General features: G+C 30.8%; 22 protein-coding genes. 17 read left to right on the top strand and 5 right to left on the bottom strand.

What is annotated here, in order from left to right; translation table 11 throughout:
* Positions 1-8: 8 nt before the first annotated feature.
* The 5 genes from rfbC (at position 9) to ACWJKP_RS03230 (ending at position 5144) form a co-directional block, all read left to right on the top strand.
* The gene (gene rfbC, locus ACWJKP_RS03210) at positions 9-572 is read left to right on the top strand and encodes a dTDP-4-dehydrorhamnose 3,5-epimerase (RefSeq protein WP_165412483.1); all 564 of its coding nucleotides are present in this window, start codon (positions 9-11) and stop codon (positions 570-572) included.
* A gap of 140 nt (positions 573-712) precedes the next feature.
* The gene (locus tag ACWJKP_RS03215) at positions 713-1834 is read left to right on the top strand and encodes a glycosyltransferase family 4 protein (RefSeq protein WP_165412484.1); all 1122 of its coding nucleotides are present in this window, start codon (positions 713-715) and stop codon (positions 1832-1834) included.
* Positions 1835-1848: 14 nt separating this feature from the next.
* Entirely contained in the window at positions 1849-2730 is an 882-nt protein-coding gene (locus ACWJKP_RS03220) for a glycosyltransferase family 2 protein (protein ID WP_165412485.1), read from the top strand.
* Between the two features lie 93 nt (positions 2731-2823).
* Positions 2824-3717: a glycosyltransferase gene (locus ACWJKP_RS03225; protein ID WP_165412486.1), complete on the top strand. Its 894-nt coding sequence runs from the start codon at positions 2824-2826 to the stop codon at positions 3715-3717.
* 26 nt (positions 3718-3743) lie between these two features.
* Positions 3744-5144, top strand: a complete 1401-nt coding sequence (locus ACWJKP_RS03230) for a lipopolysaccharide biosynthesis protein (protein WP_165412487.1) — start codon at positions 3744-3746, stop codon at positions 5142-5144.
* Between the two features lie 84 nt (positions 5145-5228).
* On the opposite strand, the gene ACWJKP_RS03235 is transcribed toward ACWJKP_RS03230, so the two are convergent.
* Both ACWJKP_RS03235 and ACWJKP_RS03240 read right to left on the bottom strand, forming a co-directional pair.
* Positions 5229-6692 (bottom strand): N-acetylmuramoyl-L-alanine amidase, encoded by a 1464-nt coding sequence (locus ACWJKP_RS03235; protein ID WP_165412488.1) that lies wholly within the window; start codon positions 6690-6692, stop codon positions 5229-5231.
* A gap of 285 nt (positions 6693-6977) precedes the next feature.
* Positions 6978-8372: a cohesin domain-containing protein gene (locus ACWJKP_RS03240; protein ID WP_165412489.1), complete on the bottom strand. Its 1395-nt coding sequence runs from the start codon at positions 8370-8372 to the stop codon at positions 6978-6980.
* 311 nt (positions 8373-8683) lie between these two features.
* Between ACWJKP_RS03240 and ACWJKP_RS03245 the strand changes: the two genes are divergently transcribed.
* The 6 genes from ACWJKP_RS03245 (at position 8684) to ACWJKP_RS03270 (ending at position 16343) form a co-directional block, all read left to right on the top strand.
* Complete coding sequence (locus ACWJKP_RS03245) at positions 8684-9817, top strand: acyltransferase family protein (RefSeq protein ID WP_165412490.1); 1134 nt, start codon at positions 8684-8686, stop codon at positions 9815-9817.
* A gap of 467 nt (positions 9818-10284) precedes the next feature.
* Positions 10285-11886: a dockerin type I repeat-containing protein gene (locus tag ACWJKP_RS03250; protein WP_165412491.1), complete on the top strand. Its 1602-nt coding sequence runs from the start codon at positions 10285-10287 to the stop codon at positions 11884-11886.
* A gap of 48 nt (positions 11887-11934) precedes the next feature.
* Positions 11935-12942 (top strand): cohesin domain-containing protein, encoded by a 1008-nt coding sequence (locus tag ACWJKP_RS03255; protein WP_165412492.1) that lies wholly within the window; start codon positions 11935-11937, stop codon positions 12940-12942.
* A 71-nt stretch (positions 12943-13013) separates the two neighbouring features.
* On the top strand, positions 13014-14546 hold the full coding sequence (locus tag ACWJKP_RS03260) for a S8 family serine peptidase (protein WP_462961408.1): 1533 nt from the start codon (positions 13014-13016) through the stop codon (positions 14544-14546).
* Positions 14547-14817: 271 nt separating this feature from the next.
* Complete coding sequence (locus tag ACWJKP_RS03265) at positions 14818-15813, top strand: LCP family protein (protein WP_462961409.1); 996 nt, start codon at positions 14818-14820, stop codon at positions 15811-15813.
* A gap of 113 nt (positions 15814-15926) precedes the next feature.
* Entirely contained in the window at positions 15927-16343 is a 417-nt protein-coding gene (locus ACWJKP_RS03270) for a hypothetical protein (protein ID WP_165412495.1), read from the top strand.
* Positions 16344-16442: 99 nt separating this feature from the next.
* Here the strand turns inward: ACWJKP_RS03270 and ACWJKP_RS03275 are convergent, their stop codons facing one another.
* Both ACWJKP_RS03275 and argB read right to left on the bottom strand, forming a co-directional pair.
* Positions 16443-17615: an aspartate aminotransferase family protein gene (locus tag ACWJKP_RS03275; protein WP_165412496.1), complete on the bottom strand. Its 1173-nt coding sequence runs from the start codon at positions 17613-17615 to the stop codon at positions 16443-16445.
* A 4-nt stretch (positions 17616-17619) separates the two neighbouring features.
* Positions 17620-18489, bottom strand: coding sequence for an acetylglutamate kinase (argB, locus tag ACWJKP_RS03280; RefSeq protein WP_165412497.1), 870 nt, complete (start codon positions 18487-18489; stop codon positions 17620-17622).
* A 165-nt stretch (positions 18490-18654) separates the two neighbouring features.
* On the opposite strand from argB, the gene argC reads away from it, so the two are divergent.
* The 6 genes from argC (at position 18655) to ACWJKP_RS03310 (ending at position 23974) form a co-directional block, all read left to right on the top strand.
* Positions 18655-19692: an N-acetyl-gamma-glutamyl-phosphate reductase gene (gene argC / locus ACWJKP_RS03285; RefSeq protein ID WP_165412498.1), complete on the top strand. Its 1038-nt coding sequence runs from the start codon at positions 18655-18657 to the stop codon at positions 19690-19692.
* Between the two features lie 176 nt (positions 19693-19868).
* Positions 19869-20663 (top strand): NlpC/P60 family protein, encoded by a 795-nt coding sequence (locus tag ACWJKP_RS03290; protein WP_224579052.1) that lies wholly within the window; start codon positions 19869-19871, stop codon positions 20661-20663.
* 358 nt (positions 20664-21021) lie between these two features.
* Positions 21022-21258 carry a FeoA family protein gene (locus ACWJKP_RS03295; protein ID WP_165412499.1) on the top strand — a complete coding sequence of 79 codons (237 nt, stop codon included), beginning with the start codon at positions 21022-21024 and terminating at the stop codon, positions 21256-21258.
* A gap of 36 nt (positions 21259-21294) precedes the next feature.
* Positions 21295-21522 (top strand): FeoA family protein, encoded by a 228-nt coding sequence (locus ACWJKP_RS03300; RefSeq protein WP_165412500.1) that lies wholly within the window; start codon positions 21295-21297, stop codon positions 21520-21522.
* A 27-nt stretch (positions 21523-21549) separates the two neighbouring features.
* Positions 21550-23598, top strand: coding sequence for a ferrous iron transport protein B (gene feoB, locus ACWJKP_RS03305; RefSeq protein ID WP_165412501.1), 2049 nt, complete (start codon positions 21550-21552; stop codon positions 23596-23598).
* Between the two features lie 97 nt (positions 23599-23695).
* Complete coding sequence (locus ACWJKP_RS03310; protein WP_165412502.1) at positions 23696-23974, top strand: FeoC-like transcriptional regulator; 279 nt, start codon at positions 23696-23698, stop codon at positions 23972-23974.
* A gap of 93 nt (positions 23975-24067) precedes the next feature.
* Here ACWJKP_RS03310 and ACWJKP_RS03315 read toward each other — a convergent pair whose 3' ends face one another.
* Positions 24068-25123 carry a phosphodiester glycosidase family protein gene (locus ACWJKP_RS03315; protein ID WP_165412503.1) on the bottom strand — a complete coding sequence of 352 codons (1056 nt, stop codon included), beginning with the start codon at positions 25121-25123 and terminating at the stop codon, positions 24068-24070.
* Positions 25124-25207 lie beyond the last annotated feature (84 nt).

Here is a 25207-nt window from a genome sequence, read left to right on the forward strand (position 1 = left end):
GAATATTTATGGGACAATTTACATTTGCGAAAACAGGAATAGAAGATCTATATGTTATAGAGCCAAAAGTATTTGGTGATAACAGAGGATACTTTATGGAAACTTATAATTATGAGGAGTTTAAAGCAGCAGGACTTGACATGGTATTTGTACAAGACAATCAATCTATGTCTACAAAAGGAGTGCTAAGAGGGTTACACTTCCAAACTAAACATACTCAAGGAAAACTTGTTAGAGTAATAAAAGGTGAAGTTTTTGATGTAGCTGTGGATTTAAGAAAAGGATCAGAGACTTTTGGTAAATGGTATGGAGTACTACTAACTGAAGAAAACAAAAAGCAATTTTATGTGCCAGAGGGTTTTGCACATGGATTTTTAGTTACGTCTGATGAAGCAGAATTTGTATATAAATGTACTGATTTTTATCATCCGGAATTTGATTGTGGCTTGTTATGGAACGATCCAGATATTAACATAGAATGGCCGATAGATGGAACTTTCGAAGTGCTTTTATCAGAAAAGGATAAAATTCAGAAGAAATTTAGTGAATTAGATATAGCATTTACATACTAAAGTATAAACAATTAAAATTATTACTAGGTGTTTGGGTTACACATGTACAAACCAAATACCTAGTAATAATAATTTCTTTATGAAAAAGGATTTTTACGATATATATATATTAAAGATAATCAGCGGAATGAGAGGGAAATATGAGAAAAACTTACTTTAATGCTACTATACTAGACGAAAGACCAACAGGATTGGGTGTTTATTGTAATAATATTATTGCTAATATGGATGATAATATTATTGATAACTACATATTTACTGATAAGATAAAAAAAATTGATAATAAAAAAATAAGTAGTAAAAGTATTTTTATAAAATGTAAAACGAAAAAAAATATAATTTCAGTTTTTTTAAGAAACATAAACTTAAAAAGAGTTATAAATAAAGAAAGTAAAAAGGATGAAATATTATTTTATTCACCAACACAACATGGATTGGTGAATAAAAACATAAAACAAATAATAACTATACATGATTTAATGCCCTTATTATATCCAGAAGGTAGAAAACATCAGTATTTTTACTATAAACATATTTTACCTAATGTTATAAAATGTAGTGATAAAATTATTACTGTTTCTAATAATACTAAAAAGGACATAATAAAGCATTATGATGTATGTCCTGAAAAAATAGAGGTAATTTATAACGGGTATGATAAACCAGAGTACGTTAATAAAGAAGAAAGTATTAATTACATATGTAATAAGTATAAAATTAAAAAATTCTTGCTAATGATGGGTATAAATTATTCTTATAAAAATTTGAGTAGTGTGATATTAGCTTATAAGGAAATAAAAAATGATATATCTGATAAGCTTATTATCGTTGGGAATAAGAACATTGGGTACGGCAGAGAACTAATAGAATTGGTTAAACAAAATAACCTTTCCGAAGATGTTATATTCTTAGGATATATAGATGAGGCAGATAAACATAAAATCTATCAGGCCGCTGAGTTATTTATTTATCCTTCATTATATGAAGGTTTTGGATTGCCTATATTAGAAGCAATGGCCAATAATACCATGGTAATGTGTTCTAATTCATCATCTTTGCCTGAGGTTGCAGGAGATGCAGCTTTGTATTTTAATCCTAAGAATATTGAGGAAATAAAATTGGGCATTATTAACATGATAGGATTAGATAGCAAAGAGAAAGAAATCTATATTAATAAAGGTATAGAGAATACTAAAAGGTTTGATTGGTTTAAGGCGGCAAAAAAGGTAAGCGATGTTATAGTTAATATAAAAAATAAGTGATTTGTGAGGTCGATATGAGTAAGTCTGTTTATATTATTTTAGTTAATTTTAATGGTGCTAAAGATACTATTGAATGTATTAAAAGTTTGAATAATATTAATTATGAAAATTTTAAGATAGTAGTGGTTGATAATAAATCTTATGATGAGGATAGATTGAAGTTAAAAGAAGCTGATGTAAAGTTTCATTTAATTGAGTCTAATGAAAATCTTGGTTTTGCAGGTGGGAATAATCTAGGTATAAAATATGCTATTGATAATAATGCTGATTTTGTACTGCTATTAAATAATGATACACTGGTTCATAAAGATTTTTTAAATGAACTAATAAAGTACACTGAAATAAATGTAGGTGTAATTGGACCCAAAATACTATATTATCCAGATGTATCTAAAATTTGGTTTGCTGGAGGAATGATAAACTGGTTTAAATTTATAGGACAACATTTTGGAGAAAAACAAGAAGATAATGGACAGTTTAATAATTTAAAAGAAGTCGATTTTGTTACAGGTTGCTGTATGTTAATAGATTCTAATGTTTTTAAAAAAGTAGGTTTGTTACCTGAAGGTTATTTTATGTATTTTGAGGATGTTGATTTTTGTGTAAAAGTTAAAGATGCGGGTTATAAATTAATATACAACCCTAATTCTGAGATTTATCATAAAGTGAGTATATCAAGTGGAGGAGAGGAATCCCCATTCATATTAAAATATAGCAATAGAAATAGATTGAAATTCATGAAAAAATATAAACATAAAGTATCTTTCACAATGTATATGTTATCAATAACATATTTTTATTTTACGAGAATTATTAAGATAATAAAATACATGGTTAGATATAAAAAGAATAAAGAAAAAATAATGGCGTTAATTTCAGTACTTAAGAAAAATTAATAATAGATGGAATAGTTCAATTATCCAATTAACTATAAATCCACTAATACATAGATGAATTAAAGCGAGTTTAATCAAAAGGAGCAATAAAAAATGCTGAAGGAAACAGTATGTTGTTTAATAGTTACTTATAACATAGGGAGTGATTTTTATAAGTGTTATGACGCTATTAAGGGACAAGTAGACGAAGTTGTAATTATTGATAATGGTTCGAAGCAAGATACTATTCAAGTTTTGAAGAATATCGAAAAAGATGAAGATGTACATATAATTTATAATGCTACCAACTTGGGTATTAGTGTTGCACTAAATCTAGGGGTAAAATATGCGAAAAATAAAGGTTATGAATGGGTATTAACAATGGATAATGATAGCGAAGCTACAGAAGATATGGTTAATGCAATGCTAAATGTATATGATAATTTAAATGAAAGTGAGCAAGAAAAAGTTGTGAGTCTATTTCCTTGTTATGTAGAAAAAGGGTTTAATATTGAAGACGCATTAAATAAAAAATCAGAGCTTCATAATCCTAAATTTAATTATATAAAAGAAGAAATTACATCAGGAAACCTTGTTAAAACATTTGTGTTTGATAAAATAGGATACTTTAATGAAAGGCTTTTTATTGATTATGTAGATCATGAGTTTTGTTTGAAACTACTAAAAAATGAATATAAATTAGTACAAGTAGAGGGTGCTATTTTATTACATAGCCTAGGAAGTTCAGTTAAAAGAAAGACTTTGTTTGGAGAAATATCTTATACTAACCATTCAGCTTTAAGGCGCTATTATATAACTAGAAATAGACTTTATATTTGGAATAAATATAAGGATATCGATAAAGAATTTATAAAAATGGATAAGTCTGCTTCGGTAAAGGAATTTGTGAAAATACTTATATATGAAGAAGATAAGATAGAAAAAATAAAAATGATGATTAAGGGAATAAGAGATTACAAAAGGGATGTATTTGGTAAGCTAAAATAAATAGTACATAAGTGAGTGGGGAAGATATGAATAAAAAGATTAAAGATTTTTCATATGCATTAAGTGCAAATGCTTTAAATTTTATTATGGGAATTGTAACAGGATTTTTAATACCAAAGTTCCTTGGTATTGACGATTATGGATACCTAAAGTTGTTTACTTTTTATACAACCTATGTTGGATTGATGCATTTAGGGTTTTTAGATGGAATTTATGTTAAATATGGTTCATATGATTACGAGCAATTACCCAAAGAAAAGTTTAGGGGATATTTTAGATTTTTATGTTTAGAACAAGTAGTTGAAGCAATAGTTCTTTCCTTATTATTTTTTGGAATCAACAAGGATGGCCCAAGGGGCACTGTAATGATATTTGTAATAGTAAATATGGTTATTTTAAATCTAACAACATTATTTGCTTTTGTTCACCAGTTTACTAAAAGATTTAAGTTATTCTCAATAAATATGATTTTAACAAAGTTATTGTATGTAATAGGCTGTTTAGGTCTGTTTGCTTTTAGCATTTATCAGTACGTACCTTATATTATATTGCAGACAGTTGTTAATGTAGTGATATTAATTATATACATTGTCTATAATAAGGAAATTGTATTTGGAATATCTGATAGTTTAAAGGGTAGTATTAAAGAACATATGGCGTTAATTAAAATGGGATCGTTTGTAATGATTGGTAATTTTATGACTATTATGATTTTGGGAATAGATAGACTGTTTGTAGACAGGTTATTTACAATTAAGGATTTTGCTATGTATTCATTTGCATATTCTTTGGTATCCTTGTTCTATATTTTACTAAACTCATTAACACAGGTTATATATCCGTATTTAACTAGAACAAGTACAGAGAAGTTAAAAGATGTTTATGAGAAAATTAAAATATTAATAACAATTGTTATGGGAAGTACATTGTCAGCTTATTTCGTTATTAAAATAATTGTACTGAAGTTCTTACCTGAGTATATAGACTGTTTAAACATTTTATTATTTTTAGTACCTACTATAGTTCTAAGTGCACAGATTTCTATCTTAGTAGCTAATTATTACAAAGTTTTAAAGGAAACTAAAGATTATACTAAAAACAGTATAGTAGCTTTAATATTAGGTATAGCAACAAATATAATAGGATATGCGATAAATAAAAGCGTTGAATCTATTGCAATTGCAACTTTGATATCATTTATAATATGGGTGCTATATTCAGATAATTATTTTAAAAAGAAATTAAATGTAAATGTATTAAAGGCTCAAGTTCTTGAAATTTATGTTATAGGCATATTTATAATTTCAGGGTACTATTTCAATTGGTACATGGGGTTAATAATTTATTTGCTATTGTTAGCAAGCGTTGTTTTATTGAAATATAGAAAAGAGTGTAAAAATATAATCCTTTTTGTTAAAAATGAATAATTGTGAAAAGGCATATTATAAACTATTGAATTAACATATAAGAATGAAATACCACCGTTAAATATAATTTAACGGTGGTATTTTTTATTTATTTGAAGTTAATCCCCTTACAATTGCGTTTGAGAGATCTTCTGAATTATATTTATTCATATCAATTGGTGAGTCAACGAAACTGCATTCAATCAATATTGCAGGTGCTGTTGTATGTTTTAATACATAAAATGATTCCTTATACTTAATGCCTCTATTGGTATAACCTAATGATACAATATTATTTAATACACTTTGAGCTAATGACTTACTTGCATCAGAACGGTAGAATACCTCTGTGCCATGAGCTTTTTTATCGAAAGCATTAAAATGAATGGATGCAAAAATTCCAACTTCATTGGAATTAGATATCCGAGTACGTTGATCCAATGAATCAGTAGTGTCTGAAGGATTGGTGGGAGTACAATCTACGACAATGTATCCAAGGTTTTGAAGTTTGGATATTACTTTATTACCTACTTCTACTATTAAATCATCTTCTTGTCTTATTCCAGGGGAACCACCGTCAGCTTTATTATTATGACCCTTATCTATTGTAATTTTCATATTCTTTTTCAAAGAATTTACGTTTGCTGGATCAATTTTAATTAAGCTAATTTTAATTGCTTCTATTCTAAGAGATTTGGAAACAATACCTGCAATGGCGCCATCATAAACTGGGGACTGCCATCCGCTACCTTGAACATGGGCTTGGTATTGACCATGATAATTTGACGTATTTCCTTCAAGCATAATACGAATACCTTCTATTCTCAAGTTTTCGTTTGGCCTGCCAGCTATTTGTCCATCATATGTCCAATTACTCCAGCCAACATTTTGCATGTATACTTGGTATTTAATAGTTAGGTCACTTGGGGCATTCTGTAAATCTATATTTATACCAGTCATTTTAAGTGCTTGTCCAACTGTACCAGAAACTTCGCCATCACCAATAAAAGATTGGAAACCACTATTTTCCATTTTGCTCTGGTACATTATTGAGGGATTTGGAGATACTATTTTTATTCTTAGAGCTTCGACTCTTGATGAAGTTCCAGTTGTTCCCGCTATTTGGCCATCCTGCACCCAAGCTTGCCATCCAATATTTTCAACATGAGCCTGATAAAGCACATGGTATCCAGCAGGAAGGCCTTCAAGCGATATCCTGATAGCTTCCATTTTTAAACCTTTACCTTCTGTACCAGCTAATGAATTATCATATGTCCAGTCTTGCCAACCAATTTTTTCAATATGGGTTTGATACTTAATATGAGCGCTCGCAGGTGCATTTTCTAAAGAAATCTTAATTGCTTCTATACGGGCGGATTTCCCTTCAGTTCCGGATAAGGCACCATTACTTACGTAGTCCTGCCAACCAATATCTTGAACATGAGATTGATATTTAACATTAATAACATCATTAGTAGCACCATATGCGTTATTATTAATAGACATCACAAGAAAAATTATGGACATAACAAAAAAAAGTTTGAGAAACTTGTTGGTCGATTTATTCAAATTATCATCTCCTAAGTTAGTTATTGAAATTTAGGTATAAAATATTACATAAAAGCTCAATATTTAACAATATATCTACAATTTATATTATATTTTATTTGTAAACTTAATACAATGATATATACAAATTTTATTAATGGCACATGTATCGTAATCTCGCTATTATTCTGTTGTTTTCAAAATACTATATATTGAATTACTCGCAGTAAGATAAAAATAGGGCAAAAAAAAACATATCTAAAGACTATTAAAATTATATTTAATGGTCTTTAGACATGTTAAGTTTTATTTCTTTACTAACCTAACTCTTACAGCTTCAATTCTTAATGCCTTCCCAGAAGTACCTGATATTTGACCTCCATTAACCCAGTCTTGCCACCCTTCATTTTGTACATGGGATTGGTACTCGATTCTATATTTATCTGCATCAGTTCCTTCTAACATTATTTGTAGTGCTTCTATCCTTAAAGCTTTTCCTTCTGTTCCGGCGAGGGATCCATCATATACCCAGTCTTGCCAACCTATAGTTTGAACGTGAGTTTTATATTTTATTTTTAGACCTGCTGGTGCATTTTCTAATTTTATTCTAAAGGCTTCAACTCTTAAAGATTGCAATTCAGTGCCTGCTAATTCTCCATCTTCAACCCAGGATTGCCAACCTATCGTCTCTACATGGCCTTGATAAGAGACTGAGGGTGCTTTTACAATTCTAACTCTTATAGCTTCAATTCTCTGTGATTTTCCAGAAGTACCCGATATTTGACCGCTATTAACCCATGCTTGCCATCCCTCATTTTGTACATGGGATTGATACTCAATTTTATATCTATCAGAATCAGTACCCTCGAGCTCCATTTGAATTGCTTCTATACTTAAAGATTTTCCTTCTGTTCCTGATAGTGAACCATCATACACCCAGTCCTGCCAGCCTATCTTTTCTACGTGAGTTTTATATTTTATTTTTAGTCCTGCTGGTGCATTTTCTAATTTTATTTTAAGTGCTTCTACTCTTAAAGCTTTTCCCTCTGTGCCTGCTAATTCTCCATCTTTGACCCATGACTGCCAGCCTATGGTCTGTACATGGCCTTGATAAGAAACTGAAAGAGGGTTTACTGTTGGCGCAGTTGAGTTAATATTAAAGTTTAAATCTTGATATGTATTCACAGAAATCTTTCCACCAGTACTATCTGCTAATTTAACACACATGTTCATGCCGTTTGTTCCTAACTGTGAAAAATCATTAGTAGTTTTTAAATTAACTGTTCCTGTTTTAAGAGCCTTAGCTTTTATAACAAATAATTGCCCAGTTCCATTAAATCCGGCTACATTACCTTGTAAAGACAATCCCATACTTACAACTCCAGTAGTATCTGGGATTTTTGGATTTATTACAGTATTGTATGACTTACCTGAATTTTTAAGCGTGTCGCCTTCGGTAATGTCTAATATTTGAAACATTGTTTTATCGTATTTGAAATCTACAGATGCTCCATAAAGATCATTTACATTTTCGCAATTAACGTAAATATTAAAAGCTTGTCCAACTATTATGGAACTGTTATCTAGTGAATATGAGATTTTGCTTGCAGTTGCAGCAGCGACCTTTATGCTGCCAGAGATAAGCATGCTAATTAAAATTAAAAATGAAATTAGTATAGAAGTTGTTTGTTTAAGTTTCAAAAATGTTCCCCCCTAAAAATATTATGTATTATGAAAAGCCTTTATAAATGAAGAAGATTTAACAATACATTAGAGTATCGTTAAAATTATGCATAACTTTATACAATTCCACTATGTTATAAACAATATTATTGTATTTTCTACAGATTGTATAATAATTGTTATTGTACTATAAATATGTTATAAAATCAAAAAAAGGAGATAAGGACCATGGAGATTAATACTAATCAAATTGAGTAGCATAAAACGACATATTATATGCAATTATTAATTGAAAAGAAAATTTTGTGGCGATTTAAAGGGAAATTTGTATGATACGTAGAATTATAGAACGAGGTGAAAATGTGAAAACAAAAAATGTTGATTATATGGATATAGCAAAAGCAATAGGAATTATATTTGTGATTCTTGGTCATACAGATTTTAAATATTCAAACATAATCTATTTATTTCATATGCCCCTATTTTTCTTTATATCAGGTTATTTTTTTGAAAATTATTATTTTATAAATCCAATGAAAGTGTTTGTAAAAAAGGTGCGTTCGCTTTATTTTCCATATGTTAAATATTGTGTAATATTTTTAGCGTTCCATAATATATTTTTTTATATGAATATATACAGTAATGATAGTAACCATGTGGGAATAGTTCTGGCAAATAAATATTCAATAAGTCAATTCATAAAAGAGATACTTCATATATTATGGTTTAGCTCTAGCGAACAACTATTGGGGACATTTTGGTTCTTGTATGTATTGTTTGGCGTTGAAATATTGTTTTGTTCTATAGGGTTTCTAGTAAAGAAATTGACAAATAAATATTTAGAGGAAATTATGGGTGGGATAACTTTAGTGCTTTTTATCCTTGCAGGTATTCTAACAAACCTTAAGATTAGTTTACCAAAGAATTTAAATTTGATTCTTATTTCTATGTTCGTTTTTTATATAGGATATGTCTACAGAAAGTATGAAGAAAAAATCAAAATGAATATAACGACATTTGTCATATTCAGTATATTGATTATTGTATGTTCTTCATATTCAAGTGTAGATATGGTATCGGGTTATTATTCTAATTTCGTATTATTTATACCAGTTGCCTTATTAGGAATTTATTTGGTCATTTATATATCTAAACTAATTAGTATCAAATTTATAGATACAAAAATTAAAAAGTACTTTATATATGTTGGCAAAAACACCTTAACTATAATGGCATTGCATTTTTTGAGCTTTAAAATTGTTAATTTAGCTGTTGTATGTATATATAGTCTACCATATTATGATATTGCAAACTTTCCTGTAGTTAGAGTAACTGGTGCTTGGTGGCTGTGTCTAATATATTGTCCTGTAGGCGTTAACGCACCACTATTAATTAGCTTTATTACTAATAAAATAAAGAGTCACTACAAGTTAATAAGGGCAGAAAGAGTAACGACTCAATAGGAATATAAATCAAAGTAACTAAAATTTAAATAACACCATACAAGAGGGCCTTTAAGGGTCCTTTTTTAGTATGAAAAATCAATGAGGGTTGCTTGCCATCCCTCATTTTGCACATAACCTATGGTCTGAACATGGCATTGAAAAGAAACCGAAGAATATTTAACCATAAATTAGAGTATCGTTAAAATTATGCATAACTTTATACAATCCCACTAAGTTATAAACAATATTATTATATTTCGACAGATTGTAAAATAATTGTTATTGTGCTATAAATATGTTATAAAATCAAAAAAAGGGGATGAGGACCAGGGGGATTAATAAATTTAAAGATAGGGGCTTGTGTATGTTAAATTTTTTATATTTAACTAAAGTGTTCCATAGTAAAGAACGACAATAAAAGGGTACATAATTTAAGAAATGTCTATTTAAAATAAACGCAAAAATTTATATGGATGGTGATATTAATGGAAGTAAAAAAAATCAATGAAAAACTTAAATTCGTTTTTAGAGTGGTCCCAGCAATACTTTGCATAAGTTTAATATATTGCAATTTACCCAATTTCACAAAACGTGTTTTTGCAGGTAATGGAGATACGAAAATTGATTTAAATAACGATGGTAATGAAGAGACAGTAAAGTTTAATAATGGTGCACTTAATATTTTTTCAATTGACGGAAAAGTTATCTTTCAAAAAAATGAAGATAAGAATGTTTACAGAACTATAGCTTTTATTAAGGATAAAAAAAATAAAGATACAAAGATATTAATTCAAAATAAAACAAGGGATACGTCTGGTACGCTATCATATTCCATATATAAAATGGATGGTAGTGAAATGAAAGAGATTATACATAAGGAAGAGATTTATAAAGGCGTTGTAACTGTAAAAGATAATGGAGAAGTTTTAGAGGAAACACCTATGTATGTTGAAAATGATTCTAATGCAGTTCCATCTTTTACTGTTAAAAATCATTTCAGTTTAGAGGATAATAAACTTATTCTGTTAAAAACAGAAAAGCTTAGTTATACTCTTGGTGATAGTACTTTAAATTCCTCAGAGTATATTAATAATCCATCACATGATGAAATAGAAAAAATCATTGAAAATGTAGCTTATGAAAAGGGAATACCAGCAGCAATATTTAAAGCAATTGCTCACCAGGAGTCAACTTGGAGACAGTTTTCTAATGGTAAACCATTGATAGGATATGATGGTATAGGAATCGGAATAATGCAGGTTTCAGATTATGTTAAAGTAAACCTTACTCCTACTGATATAGCCTATATTAACAGACTTAAATATGATATAGAGTTTAATATAAGGGAAGGCGCTGAAATTTTACTTACCAAATGGGCATTACAAGATTCATCCCCAACATGGAAGATACCAAAGGTTGGGAATGGATCACCAAATTATTTGGAGAATTGGTATTATGCAATATGGGCATATAATGGTTTTAGTGAAAGAAATAATCCTGCATCTAACCATGCTAAAGCTTATCAAACAGTGGTTATAGGACATGCTAATAATATATTTAAAGTGGCCATGACTGATTTATATGCATACAATCCTAGTCTATTCACTGCAGGAGTTTTACCAAGAACAGATATAGCAGAAATAAGTGGTAAACATGCTGGAGATTTTAAAATTAAGGATAAAGATTATAAATATATAGTTACCAACGATTATTTAGCTATAAGAGATGGAAATATGAAAGTAATTGGTAATTATAATAAAAATGATGTTGTAACCATAATTGGTAATCCCATAATTAAAGATAGTTATGTAAGATATCAGGTTGAAGGTAATAATAAAAGTGGCTATGTGGCAGGAAATTGGATAAAACCCGTCGGCGATACAAATGGAGACGGACAAGTCGATATTTACGATTTTGTACAACAATCTAAAAGCATTAATGGACAGGGAACAGTTATTAATGATACTAACAGAATATCCATTGAGAATTCCGATGTGAATATGGATGGGGTTGTGAATATAATGGATATTGCACTTGCGGCTAAAAATTATAATTTTTATTTATACAGAAACAATATAAAAAATTAAGGAATTAGTCTATTGTAAAAATGGTAGAGAGGAAAGGTAATAGTTATTATGAAAAAAATAATACTATGTTTTTTATGCTTTATATTATTTACATATGGAGGAACTGCCAAAGCAGCAATCTTGCCATCTCTAAGCGTGGATGTAAAAGGGAATATAGAAATAGGACAAGCCATCCAGATAATAATAAATATAGATAATATAGACAGTCTATATGCTGGAGCCGCTAGATTAAAGTATGATCCTAAGATTTTTAAAATTATTTCTTTTGAAAAAGGTGCCCTTATTATTAATAAGGGCACAAATACGTTTGATGTGGGAGACAAAATAGATAATACAAGCGGGATAGCAAGCTTTGGAGGATTTTCATGTGTAGGTCAAACCAATGGGTTTTCGGGGTCAGGAACTTTTATAAAAATAAATGCAGAGGTTTTGAAGAAAGATAGCTTTCATTTAAAAAGTCAACAATTTTTAGCTAGTCCAAATGATACTTATAATCTGAAAATACAGCTTTATGATAAAAATATTAAAGAAGTTGCTTATGAATTTAAGGGGTATGAACTTAAAGTTAGTAGTGATGGTAAAGCTGAAGAAATTAAGCCGGGGAGTACTGTGATAAAACCGGATACAAATAGTATGAAAAAGGCTAAGACTGAGGCCACAGTTAATAAGGAAAACATTGTAGTAGCCCCGGATATAGATAGTAACGTAAAAGCTAGTACTGATGCTCTGGTTGTTAAGGAAAGTGAAACTAAGCAGGAAAGTAATGTGGTAAATCCCAATGTAAATAGTAATGCTAATTCTTCCGTTAATAATGAAAGTGAAATAAAAGAAGACGTTTCATCAAACGTTTTAAAAAATAATAAGGCTATTAATAAGGAGACGGTGGAAATTAATAAAAGTGAACCTGCTTTTTCTGTTAAGGATGAAAGTGGAAATGAAACTATAAAAAACTCTGGTTGGAAAAGGGGCATGATTACTGGTAGTGCAATTGCATTGGTCTTTGCAGTTGTAGGTGGAACGTACTTTTATAGAAAAAAACATCAGAAGCAAAGTTAATAATTATAGATAAATGCCGTTAAAATGAAATGGTAAGGAGAAGACATATAATTATTAATTTGGGGGTGCTTATGAAAAAAAAGAATATAAACGGGTTAATTATGATTATATTTATGATTAATATATATGGATATAGGGTACAAGCTACTCCTAATAATTCTTTGGAAGTTAATTTCCAAAATGATAAATCAGGTAAAAAAGCAAAAATAATGGCCAATTATAAAAAGAATAAGGCAAAGAAAAACTTTAAGGAAGGCGAAATTCTAGTAAAAATCAGAAGAGATATTAGCGATTTAACTATTCAGGATGTAGAGGAAAAGAATAGTATTAAATCTGAAAATCAAATAAATAAGCAACTAGATCTAGTTAAATTTGATAACGAAAAAATTTCTATGGATGAAGTACTATTAAATTTAAATAACGATTTAAATATTGAATATGCGGAACCAAATTATATTAGCAAGTTATCTAATTCACCTGAGAATGAACCGTATTTTAGTAGCTTGTGGGGACTTGAAAATACTACAACTCAAGGATTAGATATCAATGTTGCGACTGCTTGGAAGAGCAGTACCGGTGATCCAAATTTAGTGGTTGGGGTAATTGATTCTGGGATAGATTATTATCATGAAGATTTAAAAGAGAATATATGGATTAATAATAAAGAGATACCTAATAATGGAATAGATGATGATAAAAATGGTTATGTGGATGACCATAATGGATGGAATTTTTCATATGACAATAATGATTCTTATGATGATAACAGCCATGGTACTCATGTTAGTGGAACAATTGCAGCATCATCTAATGGAATCGGCACAGTAGGAGTTGCACCAACTGTTAAAATAATGGCCTTGAAAGTGGCTGATTTTCAAGGCTTTTTATATACTAGTGACGTAATCAATGCTATTCAATATGGTTTAAGTAATGGTGTAAAATTATTTAATTGTTCATTCGGTAGTAAAGATTTTTCGCAGGCGGAGTATGAGGTGATAAAAAGCTCAAATGCTTTATTTATGTGTGCTGCGGGAAATGGTAATATTAATGAAGTAGGGTTGGATAATGACGGCTTAGTTAAAAACTATCCATCAAGTTTCGATTTGCCTAACATAATTTCAGTATCATCAATAGATAAAAATGGATATTTATCTACTTTTTCAAATTATGGTGCGGTATCTGTGGATATTGCAGCACCAGGAGGTAGTATTTATAGCACAGTGCCGGGTGGATATGGTTATAAAAGTGGAACATCTATGGCAACTCCTCATGTTACTGGAGTAGTAGCACTTGTTTTAAGCGAAGATATGAATTTATCTCCAATTGAAGTAAAAAATCGTATTTTAGAAAGTACTCATAAATTACCCGAATTAGAAAATAAAATTGTTACAGGAGCGATTGTAGATGCTTTTGGAGCCATGAAGCTAACTAGACAAACAGATGTGGATGATAATGGAATAACAGACATTATTGATTTAGCACTAGTAGGTCAAGCCTATTATTCACGTATAGGGGACCATGAGTATAAAAGCATATTAGACATCAATAATGATAGTATAATAGATGTTTATGACTTAGTTTCCATATCAAAAGTCATTCAATAAAGTAATTTGTAATTAGTATAAAAATATCATGCGGATATGGGGAAAATATAGTAAAATAGTAAATATTATAGTATAATTACGTTGTGGATATTTTATAACTACAAATTAATTGCAGGATAAAATGATTTTGCATAGCGTAGATAAATATTGCATGCGACAAGAAAAGGGGATATAATAATCAGAGTACTATATATGGAAAATTAGAGAATAGAAAAATATAAAAAATTAGTATTTTCAGAATGATATGCAACATATGATGGAAGGGGAAAATATGAGTAAAAAGAAAAAATCAACAAAGATTATTTTAAGTTTATTTATTATTGGTGTATTAATTTTTGGGGGAGCTTTTGGTTACACTTTTTATGAACTTGGTAAAATTAACACTGTAAAAATATCAAAAACCGATGAGGATCTAGGTATTAAGACTGATGCAGCGCCACAAGCAGAAAAGGATAACGGAATAACAAACATTGCTTTCTTCGGTTTAGATAGAAGAACCGAGAAAGAACCAGCTCGTTCGGATTCTATAATGGTACTTTCTGTTGATACAAAAAACAAGAAAATAAAAATGTCCTCTATTATGAGAGATACATATGTAGCAGTAAAAGGACATGATGAAACAAAGATTAACCATGCATATGCTTACGGTGGACCACAGCTTGCCATAAGAACCCTTAATGAGAATTTTGATTTAAATATTAGAAATTATGTTTCCGTTGATTTTTTTAATCTTGAAAAGATAATAGATAGTATTAACGGAGTAACTATAGATGTTGCTCAAGATGAAGTTAATTTAATGAATGATTATATGAATGAAACTGCTAGAATTGAAGGAAAATCAATTAGTAGAATTACAAGTTCAGGACCGCAGACTTTAAATGGACTTCAAGCTGTTGCATACTCACGAATACGTTATACTTCTGGAGGAGATTTTAAGAGAACTGAAAGACAAAGAACTGTATTAACAGGTATGCTCACAAAGATTCAGTCACTAGGTGCAACTGAGTTCCCATCTGTTGTTTCTAAGCTTTTACCTCTTACTGAGACAAGCATGAGTAGTATGGATGTAATGGCCCTTGGGACAAAAGTGATTGCGTCTAAGACAACTGCTTTAGAGCAGGAGAGATTTCCAGTGGATGGCTACTGTGAGGGAAAAACAATAGGCGGAGTTTGGTATTTGAAGGCTGATCTTAAGGCTACCACAGATCAAATTCATAAATTTATTTACGAAGACGCAAAACCTGTGTCTAAAACACCACTCTTTTAGAGTGAGTTAAATTTTAGTTAGCAAAAGATAAGGAAAACTACTGAAATATATTTCGGTAGTTTTCTTCGTAATATAAGATAAAACAATAAAAGCAAATGATTAGGAGGCTGGGTATGGTTGAAATGTTAAAAGTTATGGTTTCAATAGTTAATGAATTACATGATCTAATTGAAAATTTTTCTTCGGGTTTTAATACGCAACTTGATGATAAGCAGCTTCATTTTATCGTCATAGCCATAATTGGTATGCTTATTTATTTTGTAGTTAATATGGCATTTAAGGCTATGGCGAAATATAGCATTTCTATTTTATCTTTTATATATACATTTACTGTACTTTTGGTTATTGTTTTTGCTATCGAACTGGAGCAGAAGCTTACCAATCGCGGCCAAATGGAATTTGCTGATATAGTGGCAGGAGTGTGGGGATTCATAGCAGTTTTTGCTGTTTATATTATAATATATAATTTGATTTCTTTTATTAGAAAGAGTATAAAAAAAATACATACTGGGAAACATATAGAAAGATAATGTATCCCCCTAAGATAATTATCTTTTCAAAGCTATAACATAAAGATGCCACTCAAATAGTGAGTGGCATCTTTTGTCATATAAAAAAATCTTAATTTATTAAATTGTAATTTCAGATATTACTAATTCAAGGATATCTAAAGCATCATCAAGTTCTGCTTTTGTTATATTAAGTGGAGGAAGTAATCTTATTACGTTATCTCCAGCTGAAATAACAAGAAGGCCTTTGTCAAAGCACAATTTACAAAACTCCTTTGCGCCGGTTTTTAGTTTTATACCAATTAATAGACCCATACCGCGTATTTCATCTATTATCTCATATTTTGCTTTGATATTTAATAACCTATCCTTTAAATAAAAACTCTTCTCGTCAATTTCATCTATAATTCCACCATCTACGAGTTCTTTTAAAACTGCGAGAGCAACTGCACATCCAAGAGGATTTCCACCAAAAGTGCTTCCATGGTCACCGGGTACAAAAGCAGTAGAAGCTTTTACATTGGTAATAGTTGCACCTATTGGGAATCCGCCGCCAAGAGCTTTTGCGATGCAGATTACATCAGGGATAACAGAGAATTTCTTATAGGCAAATAGACTTCCGAGGCGTCCCACTCCACATTGAACTTCATCAAAAATTAGTAGAGCATTGTATTTGTCACAAAGAGTTCTTGCTTCTTCTAAAAACTCTTTGTTTGCTGAAACAACTCCGCCTTCTCCTTGAATTGGTTCTATTATTATGCCACATACTTTTCCATCGAAATTCTTTTTTAAATCGTAAGTATCATTAAAATTTATTTTACGTACACCGTCCATCAAAGGTCTAAAATCCTCTTGATATTTCTCCTGACCTGTGACAGAAAGAGCACCTATAGTTCTACCATGAAAAGAATTACCCATATATAAAAGTACATTTTTATCTTTTGTACCTGTTAATTTCCCGTATTTTCTTGATATCTTTAATGCAGTTTCCACAGCCTCAGTACCACTGTTACAAAAGAATACCTTGCTATGATCACAGTTATCTATTAACTTTGTTGCAAGCAGCGCGAGGGGAGTATTCCAATAGTAATTTGATATATGAATAAGTTTACTGCTTTGCTCAGTTATAGCGTTTATTATAGCAGGATGGCTATGCCCAAGGCAATTTACTGCAACTCCTGAGAGAAAATCTATATATTCACGTCCATTTGTATCATAGATCTTGCATCCAAGCCCTTTTTCAAAAGTAACGTCATATCTTCCGTAAGTGTCCATTATACAATTTTCTATCATTTATTTACTCCTTCGCTGTTATAATTTTAGTTCCACAATTCTTGATTACATTTAGTAATAAACTGTGTTTTTTTCTTCCATCTACCAGATGAACATTTTTAGTGCCTTTATTAATAGCAGTAACGCAGCATTCCAGTTTTGGAATCATACCGCCAAAGACAATACCCTTATCTATAAAATCTTTAGTTTCAGCTACTGTGATTGATGATAAAAGTGTTGATGGGTCTTTTATATCTGTATATACACCATCTATATCTGTCATTATTAATAACTTTTCAGCTTTTAGCACACCACTTATAAAGGCCGCAGCATAATCTGCATTTACATTGTAACTATGTCCGTCCTCTCCTATGCCTACAGGAGAAATAACTGGGATATAGTTATTTTTAATTAAAGTTTGTAATAGCTGCGAATTAATATTAACAACTTCTCCAACGTAACCTATATCAAACTTTTGGTTACCTTTATAAACAAACTTCTTTTTAGCCTCTATTAGATTACTATCTTTACCGCTTATACCTATGGCATTTAGTCCTCTTGTACTTAATATAGAAGATAGTCTTTTGTTAATATTTCCTGATAGGACCATCTCTACAACTTCCATAGTAACGCTGTTTGTAACCCTTAATCCTTTTATAAATTTATGCTCTCCACCGGTTTTTTCAATCCACTTATTAATTTCAGCACCACCACCATGCACTATAATCACTTTAATACCGACCCTTGTCATAAGCACTACATCTTCTACAAAGGCCAACTCAGCGGCTTTGTTACTCATTATGCTTCCGCCATATTTTATAACGAAGGTCTTTCCCTCATACTTATTAATTTGTAAAAACTCTTTTATATTTAAGTGATTATCGGTTATATCCATTCTGGCCTCCAACTTTAATATGTAATTTCCATTAAATTTTATGAACTTTGCAACTTTTGAATAATTATACACCAATTTGAATAAGCATTCAATAAAATATTGATTTTTTTATAAGGTTATTGTATAATCACTTTTAACATTAAATTTAATTAAGAGGTGGTTATTATGATAAAGGCTGGAATAATGGGGGCCACTGGCTATGCGGGTGAACAATTAACATGGCTTTTGTACAAGCATCCAGAGGTTAATGTAGAATTTTATTCTTATCATAATTATGCAGAAATGGGCTATAGTGACATCTATAATAACTTCTATAGTTATATAGATGACATTTGCGTTGATATGGAAACCGCTATAAGTAAATTATCAAATATAAATGTTCTTTTCATTGCGTTGCCACAGGGCAAGGCCTTTAAAATAACTGAAAAAGCATTATCGCTTGGGGTAAAAGTGATAGATTTAGGGGCTGATTTCAGACTGAAATTTAAGGAAGTATATGAGCAGTGGTATGGCGTTAAACATGAAAGTGAAGGCCTTTTAGCAAGCGCTGTTTATGGCTTAACCGAATCAAACAGAGAAGCTATAAAAGAGTGCAACTTGTTAGCTAATCCAGGGTGTTTTCCAACGGCTACTATATTAGCGCTAACTCCGCTTTTGAAAAACAATCTAATAGATCTAAAATCCATAATAGTTGATGCTAAATCTGGAGTATCTGGAGCGGGTAGATCTGCGAATATTAGCTCACTTTTTACAGAATGTAATGAGTCAATTAAAGCTTATGCAGTTGCTAGTCATAGACATACTCCAGAAATTGAACAAGAGCTAAGTAAGGCTGCATGCGATGATTTAATGATATGTTTTACTCCGCATTTAGTACCAATGAATCGTGGAATTTTATCAACCTGTTATGGGTCACTTTTGAAAGACGTAACTACAGGTGAGCTTATAGATTTATATAGAGATTTCTACAAGGAAGATTATTTTGTAAAGATTATTAATGGATTACCTGAAACAAGATGGGTAAGAGGCTCGGATTTATGTCATATTGGAATCAAAGTAGATAAGCGTACAAAAAGAGTAATCGTAATATCTGCTATAGATAATTTAATAAAAGGTGCCGCAGGTCAAGCTGTGCAAAATATGAATATAATGTTTGGAATAGATGAAACTAGGGGACTTGAAATCATTGCTATGGCACCTTAGAAAATGTATAATTATCCAATAAATGTTATTATAATAATATGTATAAACTTATAGGAATAATACGATAAATGCATAAACTTATAAAAATAATACAATTATTATTTATTTGGAATGTTTCACTTTTTATTGAATAGAATAGTATTAAGTATACTATATATTTAAAAAGTGGGTGAAATATGAGAATGACGTTTAAAGGTGCCAAAATAGTAATAAATATATTTTCTGCAATAGTCTTGTTTCTATTTGTTTTTATTATATTAACGCCTACACATAATCCGGTTAGAAGCAGTACAAGCCTAAGTAATATACCGAAAATCTCTCCATTTTCTTTAAAAGATAGTGATATAGTCTATAATGCCAAAGCCGATTCTGATATTCCTAAAGTTAAAGGTGAAAGTAAGTCTGATGATTTAAAAATTGAGAGTCTTAACAAAGCAAAGGCAATGACTGAAGTAAAATGGATACCTAAGCGTAATATGGTTGATAAGAGTTGTTCTTATACTTTTATTAAAGGGAAAGTATATCAGGGGGTACCATATAGTATGGACCCATATCAAGTTTCATCACCAAGTGATTTTCTAAATAAAATTAATAAAAATAAAGGACTATATGGTAATGATTGTTCTGGTTTAGTTAGTGCAGCTTGGGGCATAAAAAGGCAGACTACTCTTACTCTTTATGATGAGGTAAAGAGAACTAGTAAAACAGGGAAAAAATTTGTCAGCCAAATATCCTGGGATGATTTGAAACCAGCAGATGCTTTGCTTTTAGATAATGGCAGTGGAAAAGGACATATTATGTTATATATAGATTCAGATAAGAAAAACAGTGATAATTTAAATGTGTATGAACAAAACATACCTACAGTTACACCCTACGAGCCAATTCCAGTAGCAAGAAAAGATGTAAGATCTAAAAGTAAATTAATGAAAAAAGGGTACATACCTATTAGGTTAATGGGACCTGTATAATATAATTTTGAAAATAAAATAAATAGCCCTCTATTAAATTAGAGGGCTTAATTTTTTTTTGACTATTATATAGAAAAGAGATGGACTGGTTAAGATTGTGTATTTATACAATAATATTTGGTATGTATACAAATTTAAGATTAATAATATATAAAAATAGTAGACGAGCTAAATTAGATTAATGGATTAATTCTAGTAAAAAATATAATATAGTTGTTTACAAATATTCTATATTACGGTATGATGATAATGGAAATCAAATGATTACGAGTATTACATAGAAATTAAATATATTTTTTTATATAGCAGTTGATAATGAATTTCAATATCGTCAATAAAGTTTAAGAGGAGTGATTTTATGACAAATCAAATATCATTAGTAGAAATAGAATTGAAAACTAGGGTTAAAGTAGTAGATATATCGTTAGCAAGTAAAGTTCGAAGAAGAATAATGGATATGGGAATAGTTAAAGGTACAGAAATTGTTGTAATAGGAAAAGCACCTATGGGTGATCCTATAGAGCTTCAGGTTAGAGGGTATTCTTTAAGCCTTAGAAAAAGCGAAGCAAGAGATATTATGGTGAAATTGATTTAATGACATTTAAGTGTGAAAAATAATATGGAGGTGGGAATGATGAATATGCCACTAAATTTTATTGGAATAGGAAAGTTTGCAGAGATTAATAGTGTACAAGGCGGCGAGAGTATGTGCAAGAAAATCATGGAGATGGGCATGAGCAAGGGTGCTATAGTAAAAATTATGAAAAATGATAATGGTCCTTTAATTGTGAAAGTCGGAGAAACTCGATTAGTTCTGGGGCGAGCTATGGCACAAAAGGTTATGGTCCGAGAAGTTTAAAATAATGCGAAATTATGGGGGAGCAATATGAGTAAAGATTTAGTAATAGCTTTAGCTGGTAATCCTAATTGTGGGAAAACTAGTTTGTTTAATTCATTAACTGGTTCAAAGCAACATGTCGGTAACTGGCCAGGAGTTACAGTTGAAAAAAAAGAAGGTAAATTTAAGTTTGAAGGCAGAAACATAATTGTGGTGGATTTACCAGGAACTTATAGTCTTGGAGCATACTCAGATGATGAAATAATAGCCCGCGACTTTATACTGAAAAGTAAGCCAGACGTAGTGATTAATGTGATTGACTCAAGTAATATTGAAAGAAATTTATATTTAACTATGCAAATTTTAGAAACTGGTGCAAAGATGGTTTTAGCACTTAATATGATGGATGAAGCAAGAAACAAAAACATAGAAATAAACGTTAATAAGGTATCAAAAGCATTAAATATACCTGTTGTTGCGACTATTGCGACTAAGAGCGAGGGTATAAAAGAACTTATACGCGAAGCAATAAAAATAGGCGATTCATTAGAATGCGATGCATTTAAAATTGATTATGGTAGTGACATAGATAAAGAAATTAAGTTGCTTACAGAAACTTTTTTAGAAACTTCAGCTACTTTAGAATACCCAGTACAATGGACATCACTTAAGCTTTTAGAAGGCGATGAATATATAAAGAAATATACAAATGAGAATGAAAAATTTGAAAAGATAAATGCTACATTAGAAAAAAGTGTAGAAAAATTAACCGGGAAAATAGGTTATGAACCAGATGCTTTTATAATAGATAAAAGATACGAATTTATAAGTAAAATAGTACAAAATAGTGTTAAAAAAGAAGTATCGAATGTAGAAAGTACTTCTGATAAAATAGACAAATGGACTACTCACAGGTGGTTTGGAATACCAATATTTGCATTAGTAATGTTTCTTATGTATCAGCTATCAATGACCTTTGGGAATGAATTTTTAGGAGGACTAGTAGATAGTGGATTTAGTGCTCTAGGAGATTTTGTAGGTGGCATTTTGGCTAGTATGGGAACGCCTGCACTGTTACAATCATTTATAACTGATGGAATAATAGGAGGACTTGGGGCAGTATTTGTATTTACACCTATGATTTTCACTATGTATTTTCTTATAGCTATTCTTGAAGATAGTGGATACATGGCAAGGGCAGCATATATAATGGATAAGTTTATGAATTCAATAGGGCTTCATGGTAAAACAGCGGTATCTCTTATAATTTCTAGTGGTTGTAATGTGGCAGGGATAATGTCTACGAGAGCATTAGATAGTAGAAAAGATAGAATGGTGGCTATACTTATAAATCCGTTTGTATCTTGTAGTGCAAGACTTCCAGTTTATGCATTATTTGCTGGTGCTTTCTTTGCAGGTAGAAAAGTTTGGATTTTTGATGCAGGTGGAATTATTGTATTTGGTCTTTACTTGCTAGGGATCGCAGTTGCAATATTAATGGGTAAATTTTTAAGCGCGAAAGTATTTAAAGGAGAAGAATCTTATTTTGTAATGGAACTTCCACCTTATCGTATACCTACAGCTAAAAGTGTATTTATTCATATGTGGGAAAAATCCTCTCATTTTCTAAAAAAGATGAGTACAATTATATTAGGGCTAGTTATAATTGTTTGGGTACTCTCAAACTTACCAATGGGAATTGAGCCAGGAACTAGAGAGAGCTTAATTGGATCAGTAGGGGCGGTTATTGCACCAATATTTAAACTGGCAGGTTTTGGAACTTGGCAGGCTGGAGTGGCACTTATAACAGGTCTTGCTGCTAAAGAAGCAGTGGTTAGTACTTTGGGAACAGTTTATGCAGCATCAAATGATGCATCATTAACCGCGGCTATTCAACAGGCATTTACGCCTCTTACATCTCTAGCATTTATGGTAATGACTTTATTGTATTGTCCTTGTGCAGCTACAATAGGTGCAATAAGAAGAGAAACAAACTCTAGAAAATGGGCAATTATGGCAGTAATATATACTTGCGTAATTGGTTGGATAGGAGCAGTTTTAGTATACCAAATAGGAGGTCTCTTAGGATTTAAGTAGTATTTTGAATAAAAAGAGCGGAGATTAACCTTTGTATGAGAATGAATATTAATATGAGAATGTAAAAGAAAATTTGAAATAAAAGGGAGGGTGTATTATGTTAATGAAAGTACTTGCAAGATTAGTTCAAGGCGGAAGGTATTCTAATAATATAATGGCCAAGGAATTAGGAATAGATGAGGGTATGGTTGAGCAAATGCTAGTACAACTTCAGAGGCTCGGGTATATTGAAAAGGAAGATATGGGGACTTGCTCAGGCGGGTGCGATTGTGGGAGCAGTTCTAAAAAACCGAGCTGTTGTAGTAGCTCAAATGTGAATATAAATATGTGGAAGATTACAGACAAAGGTAGGAAAACTATATTAAAGGTAACATAATAGAAGCCCAAACCCTTGGCAAAGTAAGGGGAAAGAAACTGCTGAAATATATTTATTTCAGCAGTTTTTGTTTTGTTAACATATGGAAGACTACTACTTTTCTATATGTTGGTATAATTTCGTGTGCGTTATTGTTTTTCTTTTTACATATATAATTGAAGGTACGGATCTTTCACCCAAGCTGTCGCAAGGAGTGTTTATGACTTCATCATTATAATATAAGGTAGAGGAAGAACCTCCATCTAAGTTAGCAGCATTATAAGCTCCAAATTTATACAGTTCGTCTTGTACTTCTCTTAAAGTAGCTCCTAAGCTATTTAGCTGCCTACCATCAATAACTATTAATATTATTGCACCATCTTTTCTTTGTGCAATGGCTGTTCTAGGCGCAATGCCCCAGCCTCCATCACCACTATTTATAGTTTTCTTTCCGTTAACTATGATGGCGGGGCCAAAAGATACTGCTTCAGTTACCCCAATCTTTTTCATATCTTTAATAGAATGAGGACCAACTAATAACTTGCCCGATTTAGTTAATCCTACAACATTTCCTTTCTCATTTTCATTTGTTATATCATTATAAATGATTTTTCCACCAGTCATTATAATACCCTCTGGATTTGCTCCAGTTCCTGTCCAAAGTGATCCAGGAACACCATCTGAAAAACCACCACCATTAATCGCAGCAATGGCACTATTATTTTTTGCAATTTCACTGGTAACTTCGCCTTCATGTCCGAGCTTACGGCTGTAACCTACTTTTAGCCTAGTGGGGTCATTAATTACTAATATAGACCCTTTAAATCTTTTTGCGCGTATAACATATCGTTCAATACTAGTATCATTTTTAGCCTCTATTTTTATATCAGAATTTGCATCATTTAAGTTATCTTGAACTATATGTTCTACCTTTTGCTGACTCATAATTTGTTTTATTTTTTCATCGGATAAAAATGATGTTGCTAGCCATTGCAATGAAGTAGTAGTCATAGCTGCACCTACCACTGTAGTCTTTACCTTTTTAAACGGTCCATAATAAATTAAAAACGGACCTGTAATTGCTGTGAAAATAATTTCAAATAATATAAATAATAAAACAAGTAAGCCTATGCTTGTTTTGGTGTTTGCACATTTTTTTGTTTTTATCATAATTCCCATCCTTTTTATCGATCACTATAATTATATTATTAAAGATGGGATTATATTTGCAGTATTATTTTTTATTTTGGATAT

This window comes from Clostridium sp. CM037, assembly GCF_055081095.1.